The 20,499-nt window shown below is 72.4% G+C and carries 17 protein-coding genes; 14 read left to right on the top strand and 3 right to left on the bottom strand.

The features are described from left to right. Positions 1-2: 2 nt before the first annotated feature. Both QJ852_24740 and QJ852_24735 read left to right on the top strand, forming a co-directional pair. Complete coding sequence (locus QJ852_24740) at positions 3-644, top strand: TetR/AcrR family transcriptional regulator (GenBank protein WGX96341.1); 642 nt, start codon at positions 3-5, stop codon at positions 642-644. A gap of 497 nt (positions 645-1,141) precedes the next feature. Then, on the top strand, positions 1,142-2,359 hold the full coding sequence (locus tag QJ852_24735; GenBank protein ID WGX96340.1) for a hypothetical protein: 1,218 nt from the start codon (positions 1,142-1,144) through the stop codon (positions 2,357-2,359). Positions 2,360-2,416: 57 nt separating this feature from the next. On the opposite strand, the gene QJ852_24730 is transcribed toward QJ852_24735, so the two are convergent. After that, on the bottom strand, positions 2,417-4,906 hold the full coding sequence (locus QJ852_24730) for a helix-turn-helix transcriptional regulator (protein WGX96339.1): 2,490 nt from the start codon (positions 4,904-4,906) through the stop codon (positions 2,417-2,419). Positions 4,907-5,009: 103 nt separating this feature from the next. Between QJ852_24730 and QJ852_24725 the strand changes: the two genes are divergently transcribed. After that, complete coding sequence (locus QJ852_24725) at positions 5,010-5,414, top strand: hypothetical protein (protein ID WGX96338.1); 405 nt, start codon at positions 5,010-5,012, stop codon at positions 5,412-5,414. A 116-nt stretch (positions 5,415-5,530) separates the two neighbouring features. Here QJ852_24725 and QJ852_24720 read toward each other — a convergent pair whose 3' ends face one another. Beyond that, positions 5,531-8,140, bottom strand: a complete 2,610-nt coding sequence (locus tag QJ852_24720; GenBank protein WGX96337.1) for a LuxR C-terminal-related transcriptional regulator — start codon at positions 8,138-8,140, stop codon at positions 5,531-5,533. 68 nt (positions 8,141-8,208) lie between these two features. Beyond that, entirely contained in the window at positions 8,209-8,799 is a 591-nt protein-coding gene (locus tag QJ852_24715; GenBank protein WGX96336.1) for a helix-turn-helix domain-containing protein, read from the bottom strand. A 96-nt stretch (positions 8,800-8,895) separates the two neighbouring features. Here QJ852_24715 and QJ852_24710 point away from each other — a divergent pair, with 96 nt between their 5' ends. The 11 genes from QJ852_24710 to QJ852_24660 all read left to right on the top strand — a co-directional run bounded on the left by QJ852_24710 (position 8,896) and on the right by QJ852_24660 (position 20,495). Next, positions 8,896-10,527, top strand: a complete 1,632-nt coding sequence (locus QJ852_24710) for a helix-turn-helix domain-containing protein (GenBank protein ID WGX96335.1) — start codon at positions 8,896-8,898, stop codon at positions 10,525-10,527. Between the two features lie 120 nt (positions 10,528-10,647). Next, entirely contained in the window at positions 10,648-11,616 is a 969-nt protein-coding gene (locus tag QJ852_24705) for a fumarylacetoacetate hydrolase family protein (GenBank protein WGX96334.1), read from the top strand. Positions 11,617-11,639: 23 nt separating this feature from the next. Next, complete coding sequence (locus QJ852_24700) at positions 11,640-12,440, top strand: cyclase family protein (protein WGX96333.1); 801 nt, start codon at positions 11,640-11,642, stop codon at positions 12,438-12,440. A gap of 12 nt (positions 12,441-12,452) precedes the next feature. Then, positions 12,453-13,766 carry an ABC transporter substrate-binding protein gene (locus QJ852_24695; GenBank protein WGX96332.1) on the top strand — a complete coding sequence of 438 codons (1,314 nt, stop codon included), beginning with the start codon at positions 12,453-12,455 and terminating at the stop codon, positions 13,764-13,766. Between the two features lie 88 nt (positions 13,767-13,854). Then, entirely contained in the window at positions 13,855-14,766 is a 912-nt protein-coding gene (locus tag QJ852_24690; protein WGX96331.1) for a branched-chain amino acid ABC transporter permease, read from the top strand. Continuing rightward, complete coding sequence (locus QJ852_24685; protein ID WGX96330.1) at positions 14,763-15,761, top strand: branched-chain amino acid ABC transporter permease; 999 nt, start codon at positions 14,763-14,765, stop codon at positions 15,759-15,761. Before QJ852_24690 ends, QJ852_24685 begins: the two co-directional genes overlap by 4 nt. Continuing rightward, a complete protein-coding gene (locus tag QJ852_24680) occupies positions 15,758-16,486 on the top strand; it encodes an ABC transporter ATP-binding protein (protein ID WGX96329.1) in 729 nt (242 codons plus the stop codon). The genes QJ852_24685 and QJ852_24680 overlap by 4 nt, the downstream gene beginning before the upstream one ends. After that, entirely contained in the window at positions 16,479-17,186 is a 708-nt protein-coding gene (locus QJ852_24675) for an ABC transporter ATP-binding protein (GenBank protein WGX96328.1), read from the top strand. Before QJ852_24680 ends, QJ852_24675 begins: the two co-directional genes overlap by 8 nt. Next, a complete protein-coding gene (locus QJ852_24670) occupies positions 17,183-17,782 on the top strand; it encodes a carboxymuconolactone decarboxylase family protein (protein ID WGX96327.1) in 600 nt (199 codons plus the stop codon). The genes QJ852_24675 and QJ852_24670 overlap by 4 nt, the downstream gene beginning before the upstream one ends. A 5-nt stretch (positions 17,783-17,787) precedes the next feature. Further along, positions 17,788-19,329 (top strand): AMP-binding protein, encoded by a 1,542-nt coding sequence (locus QJ852_24665; protein ID WGX96326.1) that lies wholly within the window; start codon positions 17,788-17,790, stop codon positions 19,327-19,329. Then, positions 19,323-20,495, top strand: a complete 1,173-nt coding sequence (locus tag QJ852_24660) for a thiolase domain-containing protein (protein ID WGX96325.1) — start codon at positions 19,323-19,325, stop codon at positions 20,493-20,495. The genes QJ852_24665 and QJ852_24660 overlap by 7 nt, the downstream gene beginning before the upstream one ends. The last annotated feature ends 4 nt before the right edge of the window (positions 20,496-20,499 follow it).

The following is a 20,499-nucleotide window of genomic DNA, read 5'->3' as shown; positions in this document are numbered from 1 at the left end:
GCATGGCCACCACCAAGGGGGGCGCCGCCACCGCCCGCAAGAAGAGCGCCGGCAGCGGCGCCGGCACCGGTTCGACCCGGCGCGCCCAGCTGCTCGCGATCGCCGCCGAGATGTTCGCCTCCCGCGGCTACACGCAGACCACCGTCCGCGACATCGCCGACGAGGCGGGGATCCTGTCGGGCAGTCTCTACCACCACTTCGCGTCCAAGGACGAGATGCTGACCGAGATCCTGCAGGAGTTCATGGGCAGCCTGCTGGGGCAGTTCCGCTCCATCGCCGAGGAGGCGGAGACCCCCCGCGCCGCGCTCGACGGCCTGGTGCGCAGCTCCTTCGAGACCATCCACCGCACCCCGCACGCGGTCGCGCTCTACCAGAACGAGGCGAACTTCCTCGGCAGCACGCCCGAGTTCGCGTTCGTCACCAAGGCCAGCCGCGAGGTGGAGAAGGTCTGGCTCGACGTCCTCCGTGCCGGCATCGCCTCGGGCGACTTCCGGGCCGAGCTCGAGCCGACCACGACATACCGCTTCATCCGCGACGGGGTGTGGTCGACCGTGCGCTGGTACGACCCGCGCGGACGGCTGCAGCACGGCACCCTCGCCGACCAGTACCTCGCGATCCTGGACGGCGGCCTGCTCACCTCCTGAGCAGTCCGCGCGGGCGTGGGTGCGGCAGAGATCGAAGGGCGGCGCCTCCAGCGCTTTCCGTGGACGCCGGCAAGGCGCCATCGCGACAGGCACGACGCGTTCGAGCCCCCGGCCGCGCTTCGCCAGGGCCAGGGGGCGGCTGCATCCGCAGCTCGTCGGGACGCCGTCACGACGGGTCGTCCTCGGCGGACGTCCCGGGACCGTCGTCCAGGACAGGTCCAGCCGGAGCCCGGCGGCGGCGCCGAGGCGCTCGAGTTGGGCGACGGACGGCTGCGTGCTGCCCTTGAGACAGGTGTCGATCTGGGCGCGGCTCACGCCCGAGCGGCGGGAGAGCCCGGGCTTGCTCGAACCCGATCGCTCCAGGATCCGCTCGATCGCGGAGGCGGCGGACATGGACCCGGCATACGTACCGGATGCGATACGCACCTGGGCCCGGTGAGGACCCGAGTAGTTCTTGCTCATCGCAGCCGTGCGCTCGCGCTGGAACCCTGCGCGTCATGTCTGCACGCTCACATCTCCGGCCTGGCACGATCGGTGCCGCGCTCGCGCTCGCCCTCGTTTCCGTCTCCCTGGCGGCGACACCGGCCGCGCGGGCCGTCGAGAACTCCGCGACGGTGAACTTCACCGACTGCGAGGTCCACAAGTCTCCCTACACCACGAACCAACAGATCGGCGGTGAGACGAACTGGACCACCACGTTGCGGCTCGACCACCCGGGCCCGATCCCGGTGGATGACGAGGTCACGGTCGAGGCGGAGCTCGGAGCGCTGCCGGCGGGCACCATGCCGGAGAGCATGGACGATCTGCGGGTCCAGGTCTACTACCTGGAGCTGGTGAACGGCATCGGCGGTCCCCTGCGGCTCTACAGCGACAACTGGATCGGGGACTGGGACCGGAACACCCCTCTCGTGCTCCCTGAGATCGAGCAGGAGGACACCTACTCCGTCGCGGGCCTGTGGGAGCACCGTCCCAAGAAGATCTACCTGCTCTTCACCGGCAAGGACTCAGGGGGCGAGTTCGTCGAGTACTCCTTCGGATGTGACAACGTCGTCAACCCCCAGCCGATCCTGACCACCGCTGTCTACGACCTGTCCGCCACGCCCGCGCTCCTCCTCGATCGGGGCGGCGCCCAGTCCGGACAGACGGTGTCCTACACCGGTTCGCACCTGCTGGCCGGCGCACCGGCCATGCCGCGAGCACGAGCGAGTGTGACCGTGGCGGGCATCTCCGCGGGAACGGTCGAAGTCGACGACTCCGGGGCGGTCCAGGGATCGTTCGTGGTGCCCGCCGGCCTCAGCGGCACCGTCGAGGTCCGAGTGACGAATGGCGCGAGGTCGGCTGGGGCGGCGCTCACGATCTCGTCGTCGGGTCCGGGCGGTATCGACCTCAACAACCCGGCGACCTGGCATCCGAATGCCCAGACGGGAGTGGTCGACGGCCAGGCGAAGGTGAAGCTGGCGGCCAAGAGGGTGCGGTCGGGCAGCGCCGTCAAGCTCGGTGGGTCCGGCTATGCCTCGGGCGAAGCGGTCGTCATCCGGGTCAAGGGTGGCAAGGGCGCAGGCAAGAAGCTCTTCACGAAGGTGGTCTACGCCAATGCGGCGGGAGCCATCAAGGGCAAGGTCAAGCTCAAGAGAGCTGCCAAGGGGAAGTGGCGCATCACCGCGATCGGTGTCGCGAGCGGCCGGGGCGGTACAGCGAAGCTCACGGTGCGCTGACGGCAGAGGCCGGATGGGGAGCTGACCGACCCTCATCCGGCCGGCCGGTTTCCGGTGCTACGTCGTCAGGAGGACGGCGAGCTCATCGCGGCCCGAGACGCCGAGCTTGCGATAGACGCGCGCCAGGTGGTTGTCGACCGTACGGACCGAGAGGCCGAGCTGTTGACCGATCTCGCGGCTGCGAACGCGACGAGCCGCGAGATGGGCGATCTCCGACTCGCGCGGGCTCAGGACCACCGCCCCCGTGGGCCAGGTGCCGAGCCCGTACGTCGAGCGCAGCAGGACTCCGCGACGCAGCGAACGGTCCGCCGACTGATGGCGTCCGGCCTCGCGATGCGCGCGAGCGCTCAACTCCCAGGCATCGGCGGCGCGCCCGACGAGGCCGGTCCCCTCGAGCTGCTCGGCTGCCCGCTCGAGGGCCTGCGCGGAGCCCGACTCGTGTGCTTCGATCCGATGCGCCAGCAGCGCCGCGATCCCGCCTCGATCGGCGTGCGCGATCAGTTCGCCGGCCAGGGGCGACGAGCGGGTGAGCATCCAGGCGTCGTCGAGGGCGAGGATGCCGAGGTGCCCGTGCATCTCCCCCAGCGCCCGGTGGGCAACGGCCACCAGCGCGGCGACGTCCCGATGCCTGTCCGCATGGGCCCGCGCCCGGTGCAGTCCGACCTTCACGTCGGCCTCGGCAGTGCCGTCCGTGGTGCCGTCCGCCGGCCGACCTCGGCCCCGGCGGACGGCCACCGCCTCCACCAGGGCGTCCGCGGTGTCGCGCAGTCCGGTGAAGTCACGCCAAGCGAGGTGGCGCGCCGCGCGGTGCGCCAGCATGGCCGCGTCGTCCAGCCGACCGGTGTGGAAGGCCAGCTCGGCCGCGGCGTACTCCCACATGCCGAGCTCCGGGTCCGCGGATCGGGCCGCCGCATCCCGCCGCGCGGTGGCGAGTTCCTGGGCGGCGGTCAGGTCGGCGTCGAACACGAGGGCGAGGAAGCGGGAGAGCTCGAGGAGGCTCGCGGCATGGGCTGGGGCGATCCGCGTCGTGGCCAGCGCGGCCAGGCCGGCGTCGACCTCGGCGTGGGCCTCGGCGCGGCCTCCGTCCATGCTCGCGATCATCGCGCCGATCACGGCCTTTCCGACGGCCCTGGCGGCGTCCACGTCGTTGACGTCGGTGAGGGGCGCGGACACCTCGCCCCCCGCACCGGCCATCAGGCGCCACTTGACGAGCTCGGCATGCAGCAACTCCTGGGCGTCGGGGTCGTGCAGCGCCGCCGCCACCGTCGTCACCTCCACGACAGCCCGCGCCGCGTCCCCACGCCGGACCGCGTGCAGCAGACCGAGCTCCTGGCCCACGCGAAGCAGCCAGGCGTCGCGCTCCGGGGTCGGAGGAGCGGACGTGAGGGCGGCCTGTGCCGCGCCCAGGTGTCTCTCGGCGTCGAGCACCTGATCGTCCGCGGACGCGCTCGCGCCGCGCAGGACGAGACCTGCGGGGTGATCGCCCGGCACCGCCTCCAGCACCTCGCGACGCTCGGCGTCGGTGAGCAGCGGATCCTGGGCCGCTGCGAGCGTCGGGTCGACCGCCACTCGGTGTCCGGCCCGTACCGCGAGGAGCGTGGCTCGTGTGGACCAGTCCTCGCCGCTCGCGCTCAACAGATCGTGGGCCTGCGCCGCCCGGAGGCGCCACAGTGCCGAGGGCATCGCGTCCAGCACCACGACGCGGTCCAGCTCGCGCGCGAACCTCAGCGCGCCCGCGTCCTCGGCGATGAGGCCGACGGACAGCGCTGTGTCCATGCCGGACAGCGCCGCGGCGCACGCGGGCAGTCGCTCGGAGACGGCAGCGACCTCCGCGGCTCGCCGTACCTCGGGCGTCCAGGTGGCTGGATCGATGCTCCAGCGGCGGACCTCCGCCGTGATCGGGAAGGGGCGGTCGATCGCGAGACCGCCCGGCGTCATCCGAGGCTGGAGCCCGGAGCCGAGCAGTGCCGCCGCCACTGCCGGGCGGCCGTCCGAGCAGGCGAGGAGGTGGGCGCCAGCGGCGGCCGTGAGCTCGCCGCCGAGGAGCTCGGTCGCCATGGCGAGGATCTCGTCGGGCGCCGCCGGCGGCATCTTCCGCTGCACCCATCCGAAGGTGTCGGTCCGGTCGCGCAGCGGCGGGGGAAGGGCCGACGGAGCTTCCGTGACCAGCACCAGCGGCACGCCGGCGCGGCTGAGGTGGCTCACCAGCACCCCGGAGCCGGTATCGAGCAGGTGGGCGTCGTCCACCACCACGATCGAGGCCGTCTCCGAGGCCAGATAGGGAGGCAGCCGGGTATAGGCGCTCAACGCCGGGTCGTCGCCGGGGCGCACGCCGGCCTCCAGCAGCAGCGGTGCGAAGGGGGCGAGCGGCACCGCCGTGCCATCGCTCCCACTCACCTCGGCGACTCGACGTCCCTCGGAGCGCAGACCGTCGGCGATGCCCCGGGCCAGCCGGCTGCGTCCGGCCCCGCGCGGGCCGTGCAGCACCACCGAGTGACCCTCGCGCATCCGGTCGAGTACGTCGGCGATGAGACTGTGCTGGCTCACGCGGCGATTCTGGAGGCAACCTGGCGTGGTCGGCACGGACGGACGAGCAGATGAGTAGGTCCTACTCATCCCGGACCCGGCGCCGGCCCACGATGCTCAGCGCATGGATCCTCGCCGCCGTTCCCGTGGGTTGCTGGCCACCACCGCACTGCTCGTCGTCGGTGCCCTCTCGGCCTGTGGCGACGACTCTCCTGGAGTCTCCGATGCCGGGGGCGGACATGCGAGTGCGCCCCCGGCCGACGCCCGGGCAGGTGAGTCGCGGGCCGATGGAGCCGGTGTCGCGAACAAGCTCGAGGGGCTCGGCAGCGTCCTGGAGATCTCGCTCCCGGAGGCCGGGTCGTATGAGCTCGAGGGAGACACGTTGCTCATCCGGTTCAGCTCGGGAAGCAAGGACGACGTGACGGCGCACTGCTTGATCGCTCGAAGCGCGGCGCAGGGCCTCGGGCTCCCCGAGGACCACCGGCTGGTGATGGGCTACCCCGACGGCGAGAGGGAGTGCGCGTCCTGACGGCGGCGGGCCGTGGGCCCGTCGTGACGGTGGATGCCGACTCCGATGAGGTGCCGGCGATCGTGCGCCCTGCCTCGTCGGGAGATCGCTGTCGTGAGGCGCGTCGCCCGGCGCCTTCAGGGGCCGAGAAGCGCACGTACCTCTGCTCGGCTGGAGACGCCGAGTTTCCGGTAGACCTTGGCCAGATGGTTGTCCACGGTCCGCACGGAGACCACCAGCCGGGTCGCTATCTCGGGGCTGCTCAACCGCTGGCGCACCAGGTCGACGATCTCCTGCTCGCGGGCGGTCAGAGGGACCGCCTCATCGGGCTCAGTCCACCTGCTGGGCGCGTCACCGGCCTGCTGGAGGGATCGCCGCAGCCGGCGGTGGGCCAGCAGCTCTGCTTCGTCGCCGCGGGTCGCGGGCCAGCGCTCCGCCTGGTGGAGTGCGTCGATCGCCGCCGCGTTCATCCCGGCGGTGGCGAGGCGCCGCGCGGCGTCCCTGACCAGCGCGGGACGCCGCTCGGTCAACGCGAGCGCAACATCCCGGAGGGCGGCGTAGAGCCCCAGGTCCGGGCCCACCCGGTCCTGGATCTCCTGTAGCAACGGCACCGCGTCACTCGCCCGACCGACGCGGACGCACACCGCCAATGAGATGGCGGCCACCAGGTCGTGCCCGGCCTCGCTCGCGCCTCGGCAGGCGCCGACGGCCAGCCTGGAGGCGGTCTCGGCGTCACCGGCGTGGACCGCGAGGTAGGCCCGGGCCTCCAACACCTGAAGCGCCGTCTTCGGGTCGCCGAGCTGGGCCGGCAGCAGGTCGTCCAGCAGCGACCGGGCGGCCTCGGCCTCACCGCGCTGTGCCTCCACGTTGGCGCGCAGGGCGAGTGCGAATCCGAGGAATCCCAACGGATCGCGCCAGCGGAGCTGTTCGGCGGCGAGCTCCGCCAGGTCCAACGCCTCCGTCAGGCGGCCGTTGTACATCCGGTGGATGCCGAGGGTGAGGGACCACATACCGGCTGCGTCGGGCGTGCTGACCACCCGCTGCTCCTCGCAGACCGCGGCGGCTGCATCGCCCTGGCCGAGGGAGAGCAGCATGAAGTACCGCTGCAGGTGCACCATCGCAGAGGCGGACGGATCGAGGATGCCTTGCTCTCGCTCGATGCGAGCGAGTACGTCGGCAGCCTCGCCCGTCACCCGGCCGCTCATCGAGTCCAGCATGACCGCGGAGATCGCGCCCCGCAGCGCGACCTCGGGGGAGATGTCGGCGGCGGTCGCGGTGTCGTTCGTGCCGCCGTCCTCCTGATCCGGAGGCGAGCCGTGGCTGGCGATCTGGCCGGTGAGGATGCGCCAGGTCCTGATCTCTGGCCCGAGGAGTGCCCGGTCCCGGGCGGTGAGCTCACCCGATGCCGCCTCGGCCAGGGCGAGTGCACCCGGCACATCGAATCGGCGGTAGGCCAGGTGGGTGCCGCAGCGCGACACGAGGAGCGCCCGTTCGGCCGAGGTCGTCGCGGCGGCGCGCGCGGCGTCGAATGCGGTGTCGGCGTCGTCGAGGCGGCCCAATGCGGAGAGGGCACTCGCGTCGTCGATCAGTACGCCGAACGGCGGCGGACTCGCGCCGAGGTCACGACGCAGCCGCCCACTCAGGTCGTGGGCGATCGCGTGCTCGCCGATCGCGAAGGCCCGGCGCACCGCCCACTCGAGGTCGGGAATCGCGGGGCCGGCGGCCGAGTCGCAGCGCAGTCGTACCGCCGTGAAGCGCAGGTCGTCGTCGGCGCTGGCCCCCAGCCGGTCGGCCACGACGCAGGTGAATCGTTCGCGCTCCTGCGCGGAGAGGCCCTCTCTGACCACCTCTCCGACCGAGGGGTGGGACGGGCTCAGGACGTTCCCCGGCCGCAGGTCCACCAGCCCCCGGGCGACCAGCTCGTCCACGTGCCTGTCTTCCTCGGGCCGGATCAGCGCCGAGCGTGGAGCCGAGGCTCCGAAGGTGACCAGGCGCAGCACGGCCAAGGACTCCGGGTCGAGCCCGACCAGGCGGTCGCCGATCGAGGAGTGCACGCCGCGGGGCAGGTCGACGGCGCCGATCTCGACGCCGGGATCCACGTGGCGGATCAGTCCACGACGCTCGGCGAGCGTCACGACCTCCCGTAGGTAGAGCGGATTGCCCCCTGTCTGCTCATGGAGCCGACTGACGTCGTCGGGGCGTGCCGTCGTGTCGAAGTGACGGCGCAGGAGATCGTCGGTCTGGGCGCGGGTGAGTCCGCCGACCTCGAGGGTGTGCACGGCGTTCTCGACGGCGAGGCGAGCGAGTGGGCCGCTCAGCTCGTGTTCGGTGCGTGCCGTCATGATCGTGGGTACCGCGAACGCCCGGACCAGCTGATAGGCCACGGCAGCCGAGGTGTCGTCGAGGAGGGGCGCGTCATCGATGACCAGGATGACGGCGCGAGCTCGGGCGCCGAGGGCCGCGATGAGGTCGCGCGCGGTCAGGCCGGCGGGTGCGTGCCGCCGTACGCCGAGCATCGGCAGGGCCGGCAGGAAGGGGGCGAGCGGGGCATCTCGCAGCTCGGCGAGTCCCACGATCGCCACCGTGGCCACCTCGGGGTCGGCGCACTGCTCGGCGACGCGCCGGGCGATGGTGGTCTTGCCGACTCCGGACGCTCCGCGCAGCAGAACGGCTCGAGGCGGGCGAGCGAGAAGCGCGTCGCCCGCCGCGGTCTCGATGGCGGGTCGCGCCAGGATCGGCCACGTCATGCGCGCCAGGGTAGTGACGGCGCTGCCTGACCGGGGCCACTTCTCGCCGGCTCGACCGGCGGCGCTGCTCAGCGACCGGACCGGCTGGCGCCGTCGAGGAGCAGGTCGAGCAGTGCCAGCAGGCGCGGCCCCAGGTCGAAGGGCGGCGGCCCGTCGCCGATCCAGGCCCGGAGTACGGCGAAGTAGCCGGTCGCGAGGGTCAGGCCCATCAGCTGCTGGTCGATGTCGTCGCGCAGGTCCTCCGGGTGGCGCCGGATGACCGCGAGGAACTCGTGGCTGAGCGGGTGGTCGTCGAGCAGGTCGAGCTCGCGCAGCGCCGCGCCGATGATCGCCGTCGTCGCGACCCGGGAGGTGTCGCTGATCGCGGCCAGTTCCCGGGTGATCGCGGCCAACTCCTCGCGGAGCGTGCCCGAGCCGTCGCGGGGCGTGCCGTGGAAGGCGCGCGCCCGGCGCCGGGCCGACCACTCGTCGAGGAAGGCGGTCTTGCGCTCGAAGTAGTTGAAGACGGAGGTGCGCGCGACGTCGGCGCGCACGGCGATGTCGTCCATCGTCGTCGCGTCGTAGCCCTGCTCGACGAACAGCTCGATCGCGGCGTCGAAGACGCGGTCGCGCCGCTGGCCGACCCGGCGGGCGCGGGCGGTGACGGGCTCGGATCCCATCGGATGCCTTTCGTGACAGGTGCGGCTCCCGCTGCGTACACTGCCAGAGGTTGAACTCGGGTACAACTTTGTATGCTGATGCGAGGAGGAGCCGTCGTGAGCGTGGACCTGCTGTCGCCGCCGTCCTCCGCCCAGTACCTGCGCTGGCTGCTCGCCGCGAAAGACCCGACCCAGGCCCTGCAGCTCGCGGCCGACCACGTCGCCGCCGTCCTCGACTGCCCGGTGTCCTGGGCCGGGCTGGTCGAGGGGGAGTACCTCGTGATGGGGGCGCACCACGGGGTCGCGTCCACCGAGATGGCGGCCGCCTGGCGGCTCAAGATCGGCGAGGGCATCGGCGGTCGGGTCGCGCTCGAGCGCCGGCCCCAGATGAGCCGCGACTACCGTCATGACTCGCGACGGGTGCCGTTGCTCAAGCGCCTCATCGACAACGAGGGCATCCAGGCCACCCTGATCGTCCCGCTCCTGGTGGCCGACTCCCTGCTCGGCGTCCTCTACGCCGCCCACCGGAATCCCTACCCGTGGACCGACGCCGAGGTCGAGATGCTGGAGGAGATCGCCCACGACCTCGGCGTGCGGCTCCACCAGCTCGATGTCGACGGCCGTCGCGGACAGCTCGCCGAGGCCGCCGAGCGGCGGGCCGAGCGGGCGACCCGGGAGCAGCGCGCCTGCGCCGACCTGGCCAACGGCTTCGCGACCCACACCGACCCGGTCGGCTCGCTGGATCTGCTGGCCCGCGAGATCGGCGGCCGGGTCGAGCTGCGCCAGGCCGACGGGACCCTGGTCCGCGCGGCCGGCGAGCTGCGCCAGGGCAATGCGCGGGTGATCCGGCGCACCGAGCTCGTCGACTGCGGCGGCCTCACGGTCGTGGTCATCGACACCCGCGACCCCGACGAGCAGCGCCAGGCCTTCGTCGACCTGTGCATCAGCCTGTTCCGGCTGCAGGTCCTGCGAGTGGGGGAGCGGGAGCGGACGGCGGAGCGGCTGAACGGTGAGCTCTTCGACGGCCTCCTCAGCGGCCGGATCGGCGACCCCGAGGAGCTCCGGGCCCGGGTCTCGATGATGGGCATCGATCTGGGCCCCGGCGCGCAGGTCCTCGTCGCCGGCGGGCGCGACCACGAGCCCGTGGGCCGCGCGGAGCTCGACTCGCTGCTGCGGGCGGTCTTCCCGGGGGTGGTCACCTTGGAGCGCGCCGGGCGCGCGGTCGCCGTCCTGCCACCCACCGGCCGCCCGGCGGCGCGGGTGCGGGCGCAGCTCACCGACGTGCTGAGCCGCTCGCGTCGCGGCTGGACCGTCGGGCTCGGACGCAGCTGCGCCGACCTCCGCGACTTCTCGACGTCGTACGACGAGGCGCGGGCCGCCTGCGAGCTGGCCGTCCGCGGCGCGGCGGGCGGCTCCGTGGTCACCGCCCACGAGCTGGGGATCCTCGGCATGGCCAGCCTGCCCGCCACCCATCTGGAGACCACGGTGCGCGACGTGCTGGGGCCGTTGCTCGACCTCGACCAGCGCCGCGGGACCGACTTCGTGCCGACCCTGCGGACCTACCTCGCCCACGACCGACACCTGCCGGACACCGCCGCGGCGCTGCACGTGCACTACAACACGGTGCGCAACCGGATCGCGCGGATCGAGGACGTGCTCGGGGTCGACATGCGCGACGTCGACCACCGCTTCCGGCTCGAGACGGCCTTGCGGATGCACGCCCTGAGCACCGCGCTCGCCGGCGCCTGAGCCCCGCGCGGCGGCTGGCACGGCGTGACACCCGAGCCGCCGGACTCTGTCAGGCGACGCTCTAGGTGACGGCCGTCACGGCCGTGAAGGTGATCCCACCCGATGGAAGGAAGGGTCACCTTGAGGCTCATCACATTCACCACGACGGACGGGGCGACGCACGTCGGCGCCCTCGCCGGCGACACCGCGATCAGCCTGACCCGGGCGTCGGAGGGCGATCCGCGGTTCGCGTCGATGCTCGACCTGATCCGGGCCGGCGCTGCGGGCGTCGAGGACGCGCGCGAGCTCTGCGACTCGCACCCGGCGCACGCGGTCCACGCGCTCGACGACGTGACGCTGCGGGCCCCGCTCCCGAACCCGCCGCGCCTGCGCGACTGCTCGCTGTTCATCGCCCACCTCCAGCCGGCCTTCCGGGGGATGGCCCGCTCGATCGCGGCCGAGGCCGCTGACCCCGAGGCGGAGTACGAGCGGCTGGTGGCGACCGGCAAGTTCGACACCCCGGAGGTGTTCTCCCGCGAGGTCATCTACTACAACGCCGACCACACGGCCGTGAGCGGGCCGGGCGACCTGATCGTCGCCCCCGCCGAGACCCGGCAGCTGGACTACGAGCTGGAGTTCGCCGCCGTGCTGGGCCGCACCGCCCGCGACGTCGCGGAGGCGGACGCCGCCGGCGTGGTCTTCGGCTACACGATCTTCAACGACTGGAGCTGCCGCGACCTGCAGAGCGTCGTCATGGAGTCGCAGCTCGGGCCGTCCCGCGGCAAGGACTTCGACGGCTCCAACACGCTCGGCCCCTGCATCGTCACGCCGGACGAGCTCGGCTCGCCGTACGACCTCGAGATGACGGCGCGCGTCAACGGCGAGGTCTGGTCGCACGGCTCGACCTCGACGATGCACCACTCCTTCGAGAAGGCCATCGCGCACTTCTCCCGCAACCGCACGGTCCACGCCGGTGACGTGCTCGGCACCGGCACCGTGATGTCGGGCAGCCCGGTCGAGATCGGCAAGCGCCTCAAGGACGGCGACGAGGTCGAGCTCGAGGTCCAGGGCATCGGCGTCCTCCGCAACCGCGTCCAGCTCCCCTACTGACCCCTCCCGAAAGGCATGCCGACATGACCACGATCGTCGATCTCTCCCGCACCCTCGATCCCGCCTACCGCGACATGGTGCCGCCGGCCTACGAGCCGCTGGCCGCCGTGCTCGCCCCCAAGATCCACTACCTCGCCCCGGGGGGCGAGGGACTCCAGCGCACCATGGACATCTTCGGCTGCCCGGCCGAGCACCTCCCCAACGGCGAGGGCTGGGGCGAGGACTGGCTGACCGAGATGAACACCCATTGCGGCACCCACGTCGACGCGCCGCTGCACAGCGGCAGCCTGATCGAGGGCAAGCCCGCCCGCACGATCAGCGACATCGACCTGTCCGAGCTGTACCGGCCGGGCATGGTGCTCGACGTACGCCCCTGGGCCGCGCCCGGCGAGGCGATCACCATCGAGGCGCTGGAGGGGGCGATCGCGGCCACCGGCCGCGAGGTGCAGCAGGGCGACGCCCTCCTGCTCCGCACCGGGCAGGAGCGCTACACGCCGGCCGACCCGGAGTTCTTCAACTACCCGGGCATGAACGGCGACGGCACCCGCTATCTCACCGGTCTGGGAGCCACCATCCTCGGCACCGACGCCATGGCCTGGGACCGCCCGTTCCCCGTGATGAAGGCGGCCTACGAGGCGACCGGCGACCCCAAGGAGCTGTGGGACGGCCACTTCGCCATCGCCGACAAGGAGGCCTTCATCATCCAGCAGCTCGACAACCTGCAGGCGCTGCCGCTGACCGGCTTCCACGTCGGCTTCTTCCCGATCAAGCTCCCGAAGACCAGCGCGTCGCCGTGCCGGGTCGTCGGCTTCCTCGACAACTGACTGGAGACCACGATGTTCCACGCCCCGAGGCCCGCCGTGCGCGGGCTCGCCCTCAGCGCCGCCGCGGCACTGATGCTCACCGCCTGCGGCGGCGTCGTGAAGGACGAGAAGTCGGCCGACGACCGGGTCGCCGACATCCCCGACGCCGAGCTGGTCGCGCCGATCGCCGGGATGGAGTGCACGGAGGGCGCGCCGCCCGCCGGCGACCCCATCGTCGTCGGTGGCTCGCTCAGCCTCACCGGGCCGCTCGCGCCGACCGGCACCCTGCATGACGAGGTGGCCGACCTGGTGGTCGACTGGGTCAACGACTGCGGCGGGATCGACGGCCGCCCGCTGGAGTGGAAGGTGATCGACGACCAGTCGACGCCGGCCACCGTGACCTCCAACTACGAGCGCCTGATCGGCGACAAGGTCGACTTCGTGATGGGCCCGTACGGCGGCGCGGCGACACTCGCCGGCGCCGGCCCGGTCACCCGCGCCGGATATGCCTATCCGACCGCCACGAACGGCGCGCCCGACAAGCTCATCGGCGAGAACCACTTCCCGGCCTGGCAGATGGGCGGCGTCGACGACCCGGCGCAGATGTTCGACGCGCAGGCGCAGACCCTCCTCGACGCGCTGGAGTCCAGCGGCAACCCGCCGCAGTCGGCGTTCTTCGCGACCGCGAAGTTCCCGACCACGCTGAGCTATCGCGGCTCGGTGGTCGCGGCGCTCGAGGACGCGGGCACGACGATCGAGGGCGACGTGGAGTACGACCTCGGCACCACCGACTTCAGCTCGATCGCGATCCGGATCCAGAACGCCGATCCCGACCTGGTCTACCTGGGCGGCATCGGCGCCGACGTCACGAACCTCTACCAGGCGTTCGACGCCATCGGCTACGAGCCGCGGTCGATCTACGTCTCGCTGCCGGCGCCGGCCGCCGTCGCCGCACTCGGGGACAAGGCCGACGGCATGATGATCTCCTCGATCTACGAGGACAACCCGCCGCTCGGGGACACCCCGATCGCCCGGTACTTCACCAAGGCCTACAGCGAGGTCGCCCAGAAGGACGACCTGTTCCCCTTCGTCGAGACCCAGGCGGCGGCCAGCCTCGCGGCCTGGCAGATCCTGCTCACCGGCATGACCGAGGGCGGCATCGACAACGCGGCCGTCATCGCCTGGCTGAACGCCCACGAGGTCGAGACCGTCGTCGGGACGCTCAACTTCGACGGCTTCAACAACTACGGCATCGACATCAACCGGGTGGCCCAGGTGCAGGACGGCAGGCGCGTCCTGGTCTGGCCCGAGGACGTCGCCGGCGCCGAGCTCGACTACAACCCCTGATCCCTCCGCGCCGTCGTGGTGGGCCCCGTCCGGGGCCCACCACCGGACCGACCACCGGACCGACCACCGGATCGACTGGGAGACCTCCATGTCCGTTTCCTCGCTCGCGCTCGCCCAGACCCTCCTCAACGGAGCGCTGCTCGGCTGCCTGTTCGGCAGCATCGCGCTGGGCCTCAGCGTCAAGTGGGGCCACCTCGGGGTGGCCGACTTCTTCCACCTCTCGCTCACCCTGCTCGGCGCCTACCTGACCTACAGCCTGGTGACCGAGCTGCTGTGGGACCCCTTCCTCACCCTCGCGGTCACCGTGCCGGCGTTCTTCGCGGTGGGGGTGGGCGTGCAGTGGCTCTTCCACCTCATCGACGCCCAGCCGTTCACGACCCTGCTCATCACCTTCGCGCTGTTCATCGTCACCGAGAGCGTGGTCTCGATGATCTGGAGCCCTGACCTGCTGAACCTCCGCCCGCTCCTCTCGGACGGCTTCACCACGAGCATCCGGCTCCCCGAGCCACTCCCGCAGCTGGCCGTCCAGCCCATCGACCTGGTCGCGCTCGTCTGCGCGGCGCTCATGGTCGGCCTGGCGGCGTACGCGCTGCGGAGCACCCGCGCCGGGCGGGCCGTCCAGGCGATGCGCCAGGACGCCGCGATCGCCGAGACCCTCGGTGTGCGCGTGCTCCCGCTGACCCTCGCCGTCTCGGGTCTGGCCGCGGCCACCGCGGCCGTCGCGGGGATGGTGGTCAGCCTGCGGATGCCGTTGACGCCGACCCTGCCGCTGCAGTGGATCGGCATCGTCGTGGTCGCCACCATGCTCGGCGGCCTCGGCCGCCCGCTCGGCGCACTCGTCGCCGCGGTCGTGCTGATGATGATCCAGAACGCCTGGTCGCTCTGGTTCCCGCCCCAATGGGCGCCCGCCGTCACCTTCGGTGTGCTCTTCCTCTTCCTCGCCCTCCAGCCGCTCACCCGCGTCGCGCGGGAGCGCATCACCTCCGGGAGGACCGCATGAACGACCTGCGCGACCTCGCCCTGTGGCGTCAGTTCGCCGCGGTGGCCGGCTGTGCCGTCGTCGCCGCCGTCGTCGTCCCCGCCGTCGGATCCAACTTCGTCATCGCGTTCGGGTTCCAGTTCGTCACCTGGATCGTGCTCGCCCTCAGCTGGGGCCTGTTCTCGGGCAACACCGGCTACGCGAGCTTCGGTCACGGTGTCTTCTTCGGCATCGGGACGTACGCCGCCGCGGCCGTCTTCCGACACACCGACGCGCCCTTCGTCGTGGCGCTCGTCGTGGCCGGCCTGGCGGCCGGGGCACTGGCTCTCGTGGTCGGCCTGGCCGTCTTCGCATCGTCCCGGTTCTCCGGCGACCTCTTCGGCCTGATCACCCTGGCCATGGCGTTCATCGTGGTGACGGTGGTGTCCAACGTGTCCTTCCTCGACGGCGGCACGGGAGTCTTCGTCCGTGAGCACGTGATCGGGTCGTGGGCCGGCTCGTCGACCGCTCACCTGCTGGTGATCGCTCTCGGGCTCGCCGTCCTCACCGCGGGCATCGCCATCGCCACCTCGAGCACCCGCTGGGGGGCCGCGCTGCGGTCGATCCGCGACGACGAGCAGGTCGCCGAGTCGCTCGGCGTACCGACCTACCGCTACAAGGTGCTCACCTTCGTCGTCAGCGCGATGCTCGCGGGACTGGCCGGCGCGCCGCAGGCGATCTATCTGGGGTACGTCGAGGTCGGGGCGGTGTTCAGCCTGAACATCCCGCTGCTGGTCATCATGATGACCATCCTCGGCGGCATCACCCGCTGGTGGGGGCCACTCATCGGCGCGGCCTCCGTCGTGATCCTGCGCGAGGCCCTGCTCGACCTCGGCTCCCCGGAGCTCTCGCAGATCATCCTGGGCGGCGCGCTCGTCGTCGTCATCGCCCTGCTGCCGCACGGCGTGTCCGGCGCGATCCCGCGCCGGCGCGGCGCCCGGCGGCGGACACCGGCCCTGGAAGGAGGGACACGATGAGCCTGCTGCGTTGTCGTGGCATCACCAAGCGCTTCGGCGGGGTGAAGGCCCTCAGCGAGGTCGACCTCGAGGTCGCCGCCGGCGAGATCGTCGGCCTGGTCGGGCCGAACGGCTCGGGCAAGACGACCCTGCTGAGCACGATCGCCGGCTCCCTGCCGGTGACGGCCGGCACCATCGAGTTCGACGGACGCGACGTCACCCGCGCGAGTGCGCACCGCCGGGCGCACGCCGGCATCGCCCGGACCTTCCAGGTCCCGCGTCCCCTCGGCTCGTTCACGGTCGAGGAGAACGTCGCCACCGCGTCGATGTTCGGGCGCCATGCCACCGGCCGGTCCGCGGCCCTCGACCGGGCCCGGGACGTCCTTGACGCGGTCGGCCTGGCGGCCCATGCCGGTCAGCCGGTCGACGCCCTCACCCTGCACGAGCGCAAGTTCCTCGAGATCGCCCGCGCGGTCGCGCTCGACCCGTCCCTCATCCTCCTGGACGAGGTGCTCGGCGGGCTCAACCCCAGCGAGGCCGCGCTCGGGATGGAGCTGATCGCGAGCCTGCGCGAGCGCGGCATGGCGGTGATCTACATCGAGCACAACGTGCGTGCCGTCTCCACCCTCGCCGACCGGATGTACGTGCTCAACCAGGGACAGAACCTGGCGGACGGCGCGCCGGCCGACGTGCTCGACGACCCTCGTGTGATCGAGGCCTACCTGGGAGGACCGGTCGATGCTTGAGGTACGGGACCTGGTCGTCAACTACGGCGAGGCGGCGGCCCTGCGCGGCGTGAGCCTGCGGGTGGCGGCGGGGACGACGGCGTCACTGATCGGCTCGAACGGCGCCGGCAAGAGCACTCTCGTCAAGGCGCTGTTGGGCATGCAGCCGGTCGCGTCCGGGCAGATCCTGCTCGACGGCGAGGACATCACCCGGCGCTCGGCGGCGGACCGTCCCGCGCTCGGGATGGCGATCGTCCCCGAGGGCCGGCGGCTGTTCAAGGAGATGACGGTCCGCGACAACCTCCGGCTCGGGCTGCACCATCCGGCCGCGCGCGGGCGGTCGGACAACGGCATCGACCTCGCGCTCGACCTGTTCCCGATCCTGCGCAAGCGCTCCCGCCAGCTGTGCGGGACGATGTCGGGCGGCGAGCAGCAGATGGTCGCCCTCGGGCGTGCCCTGGTCTCGCGTCCCCGGCTGCTCGTCCTGGACGAGCCGTCACTCGGCCTCGCGCCGATCGTCGTGGCGCAGGTCTTCGACGTCATCGAGACCATCGCGGCCCAGGACGTGACGGTGCTGTTGGCCGAGCAGAACATGCATCGCGCCCTCGGGCTCTCCGAGCACGGCTACGTCCTCGCCGACGGACGGATCGTGCTCGAGGGGACCGGCGAGGAGCTGCTCCGCTCGGACCGGGTCCGCTCGGCGTACCTGGGGGAGCAGTGACCGGTACGCCGCCCAGCCCGGCGCTGCTCGGCCGCGCACCGTGGACGACGGCCGGCGCCCTGTCCCGCGACCAGCGGGACTTCGCCGCCCGGGTCCGGGACGACTGGGCCGACGCGGGACTCGGCATCGATCCCGTCGACGCCGAGGGGCGGCTGAGCGGGCCCTTCGACCTGATGGCGGCGAGCCCGCGGGTCGGGGAGGCGGTCCTCGCCCTCGCCGCGCGGTTCCGGGAGGGCGAGCTCAGCGACGTCGAGCGCGAGCTGGTCATCCTGGTCGTCGCCGCCCTCGACGACTGCGCCTACATGTGGGCCGGACACGAGCCGCTCGCCCGGCAGGCCGGCGCGCCTGCGGACGTCATCGCCGCGATCCACGACGGGAGCCCGTGCGCGTCGGGCGCGCACCTGGTGGTGCGCACCGTCGCCCACGACCTCTGCGCCCACGGCGACCTCGCGCCGCACGCGTTCGACGACGCCCTCACCCAGCTCGGCTGGCCGCGGCTGCAGGAGGTCGTCTGGCTCGTCGGCCTCTACCGCGCCCTCGCCACCGCGATGCGGGTCGCCCAGGTCGGGCCCGACCCGGCGCTCTCGGAAGGATGATGCAGATGCCCACCGATCCCGTGCTGCGGGACTACCTGCTGCCCGCGCTCGCCCGGTACGGCGAGCGCCGGGCCGTCGTCGCGGGCGGGCGCGCCTGGAGCTATCGCGAGCTCGACGACCGGGTGCGCCGGCTGGCGGGACGCCTGCGAGCGTGGGGCGTCGGGCCCGGCTCCCCGGTGGCGCTCGCCCTGCCCAATGCTGTCGAGTACGTCATCGCGGACCTCGCGCTCGCGCTGCTCGGCGCGGCCAAGGTGCCGATGAACATGATGCTGTCCGACGAGGAGCAGGCCCATATCCTGGCCGACTCCGGTGCCGTGCTGTGCGTCGTGGACCACCGCCGGGCCGACGCCCTCCTCGCCGTCGTCCGCGACGGCGGGGGCCGCGCGCCGCGGCTGCTGGTCGTCGGGGGCGCCGCGGACGGCTGGGCGGACGCGCTCGACCATCCGCCGCTCACCGACCTGCCCGACGTCCCCGCTCCGGCGCGGGCACTGCTGATGTACACCGGCGGCACCACCGGCCGCCCCAAGGGCGTGGTGCACACCCAGCGCGGGATCGCGATGAACCTGCTCTCCCACCTCGTGGAGATGGAGCTGGCCGCCGACGACGTGCTGCTGCTGACCTCGCCGCTGCCCCACAGCGCGGGCTTCCTGCTCCAGGCGGCGCTCGCCAAGGGGGCGACGGTGCTCCTTGAGGAGGGGTTCGACGTCGGCGCGGTCGTCGACCGGATCGAGCGCGACCGGGTCACCTATCTCTTCCTCGTCCCCACGATGATCTACCGGCTGCTCGACGCGGTGGTCGAACGTGGTGACGTCGACACCTCCTCGCTGCGCACCATCCTGTACGGCGCCGCGCCGATCACCTCCGACCGGCTGGAGCAGGGCCTGCGGCTGTTCGGCCCGGTGTTCATGCAGCTCTACGCCCAGTCGGAGGCGCCGAACTTCCTGACCCGGCTGCGCCGCGACGACCACCGGCTGGACCCGGCCGGCGCCTCCCGACTCACCAGCTGCGGCCAGGCGGTCGTGATGGCCGAGGTCCGGGTCGTGGGCGAGGACGGCTCTCCCTGCGGGCCCGGCGAGGTCGGCGAGGTGACCGCCCGCTCGCCGTACACGATGGAGGGCTACCTGGCCCGTCCTGACGAGACCGCCGCGGCGCTGCGGGACGGCTGGCTGCACACCGGCGACCTCGGCTACCTGACCGACGACGGATACCTCCATCTCGTGGACCGCAAGAAGGACATGATCATCACCGGCGGTCTCAACGTGTACTCCAGCGAGGTCGAGCAGGTGCTCGCGCGGATCCCCGGCGTGCGCGAGGTCGCGGTGGCCGGCGTCCCGCACCCCGACTGGGGGGAGGCCGTCGTCGCCTTCGTGGTGCCCGACGACCCGGGGGCCCCCGGCGTCACCGAGGAGACGATCGCGTCCGCGGCCCGCCAGGGGCTGACGACGTACAAGCGGCCGAAGGCGGTCGTGCTGGTGGACACGCTCCCGACGACCGCCGTCGGGAAGATCGACAAGAAGCAGCTGCGAGGAGGCTGGCAAGGATGGTGAGCAGGGACGAGGCGCTGATCCTCGGTTGGGGCCACACGGTGTTCGGCAAGCACGAGGAGGCGACGCTGGAGTCGCTCGTCGTGGAGGCGGGCCGGGCCGCACTGCTCGACGCCGGCATCGAGCCGGGGCAGGTCGACCTGGTCGTGCTCGGCCAGTTCAACTCCGGTCTGCAGGCGCTCGGGTTCCCCTCGTCGCTGCCGCTCCAGATCGACGACGCGCTCTTCGGCGTCCCCGCACTGCGCGTCGAGAACGCCTGCGCGTCAGGATCGGCCGCCGTGCACACCGGCCTGGGCCACCTGCTGTCGGGACGGGCCGAGCACGTGCTGGTCATCGGCGCGGAGAAGATGACCGGCGTCCCGGCGCAGACCGTCGGCGCGGCCCTGCTCGGCGCCGACTACGACGCGGCCGGGACCACGTCGACGACGGGCTTCGCCGGGCTCTTCGCGGACGTGACCCGCGCCTACGAGGAGCGGCACGGCCCGGTCGGCGACACGCTCGGCGCGATCGCCGCCAAGAGCCACCGGCTCGCCGCGGCCAACCCGTTCGCGCACCTGCGCAAGGACCTGGGGGTCGAGTTCTGCTCGACCACCTCGGACCGCAACCCGATGGTCGCGGAGCCGTTGCGACGTACCGACTGCTCGCCGGTGTCCGACGGCGCCGCGGCCCTGGTGCTCGGCCGGCGCCCCACCTCCCGTCGACACGACGCGGTCCGCGTCGCCGGCTGGGCGTTCGCCAACGACCACCTCCCGACTGCTCGTCGGGACCCGCTCGCCTTCGCCGCCACCGAGATCGCCTGGCAGCGGGCGCTCGCGGACGCCGGGATGACCCGCTCCGACCTGGACCTGGTCGAGCTGCACGACTGCTTCACGATCGCGGAGCTCCAGCTCTACGAGGTGCTCGGCCTCGCGCCCCGCGGCGAGGGGCGCCGCGTCCTCGACGACGGCACGGTGCTCCCCGGCGGCGCGCTCCCGGTGAACCCGTCGGGCGGCCTGAAGTCCAAGGGCCACCCGGTCGGCGCGACCGGGGTGTCCCAGCACGTGTCCGTCGCGATGCAGCTGACCGGCACCTTCCCGGGCGTCCAGGTGGAGGGCGCCCGGGTCGGTGCGGTGCACAACATGGGCGGCCTCGCGGTGGCCAACCACGTGTCGGTGCTCGCCGCGCTGTAGCTGC

Origin of the sequence: Nocardioides sp. L-11A, from assembly GCA_029961745.1 — a bacterium.
Lineage (GTDB): Bacteria > Actinomycetota > Actinomycetes > Propionibacteriales > Nocardioidaceae > Nocardioides.
This window is presented reverse-complemented; position numbering and strand designations above follow the sequence as displayed.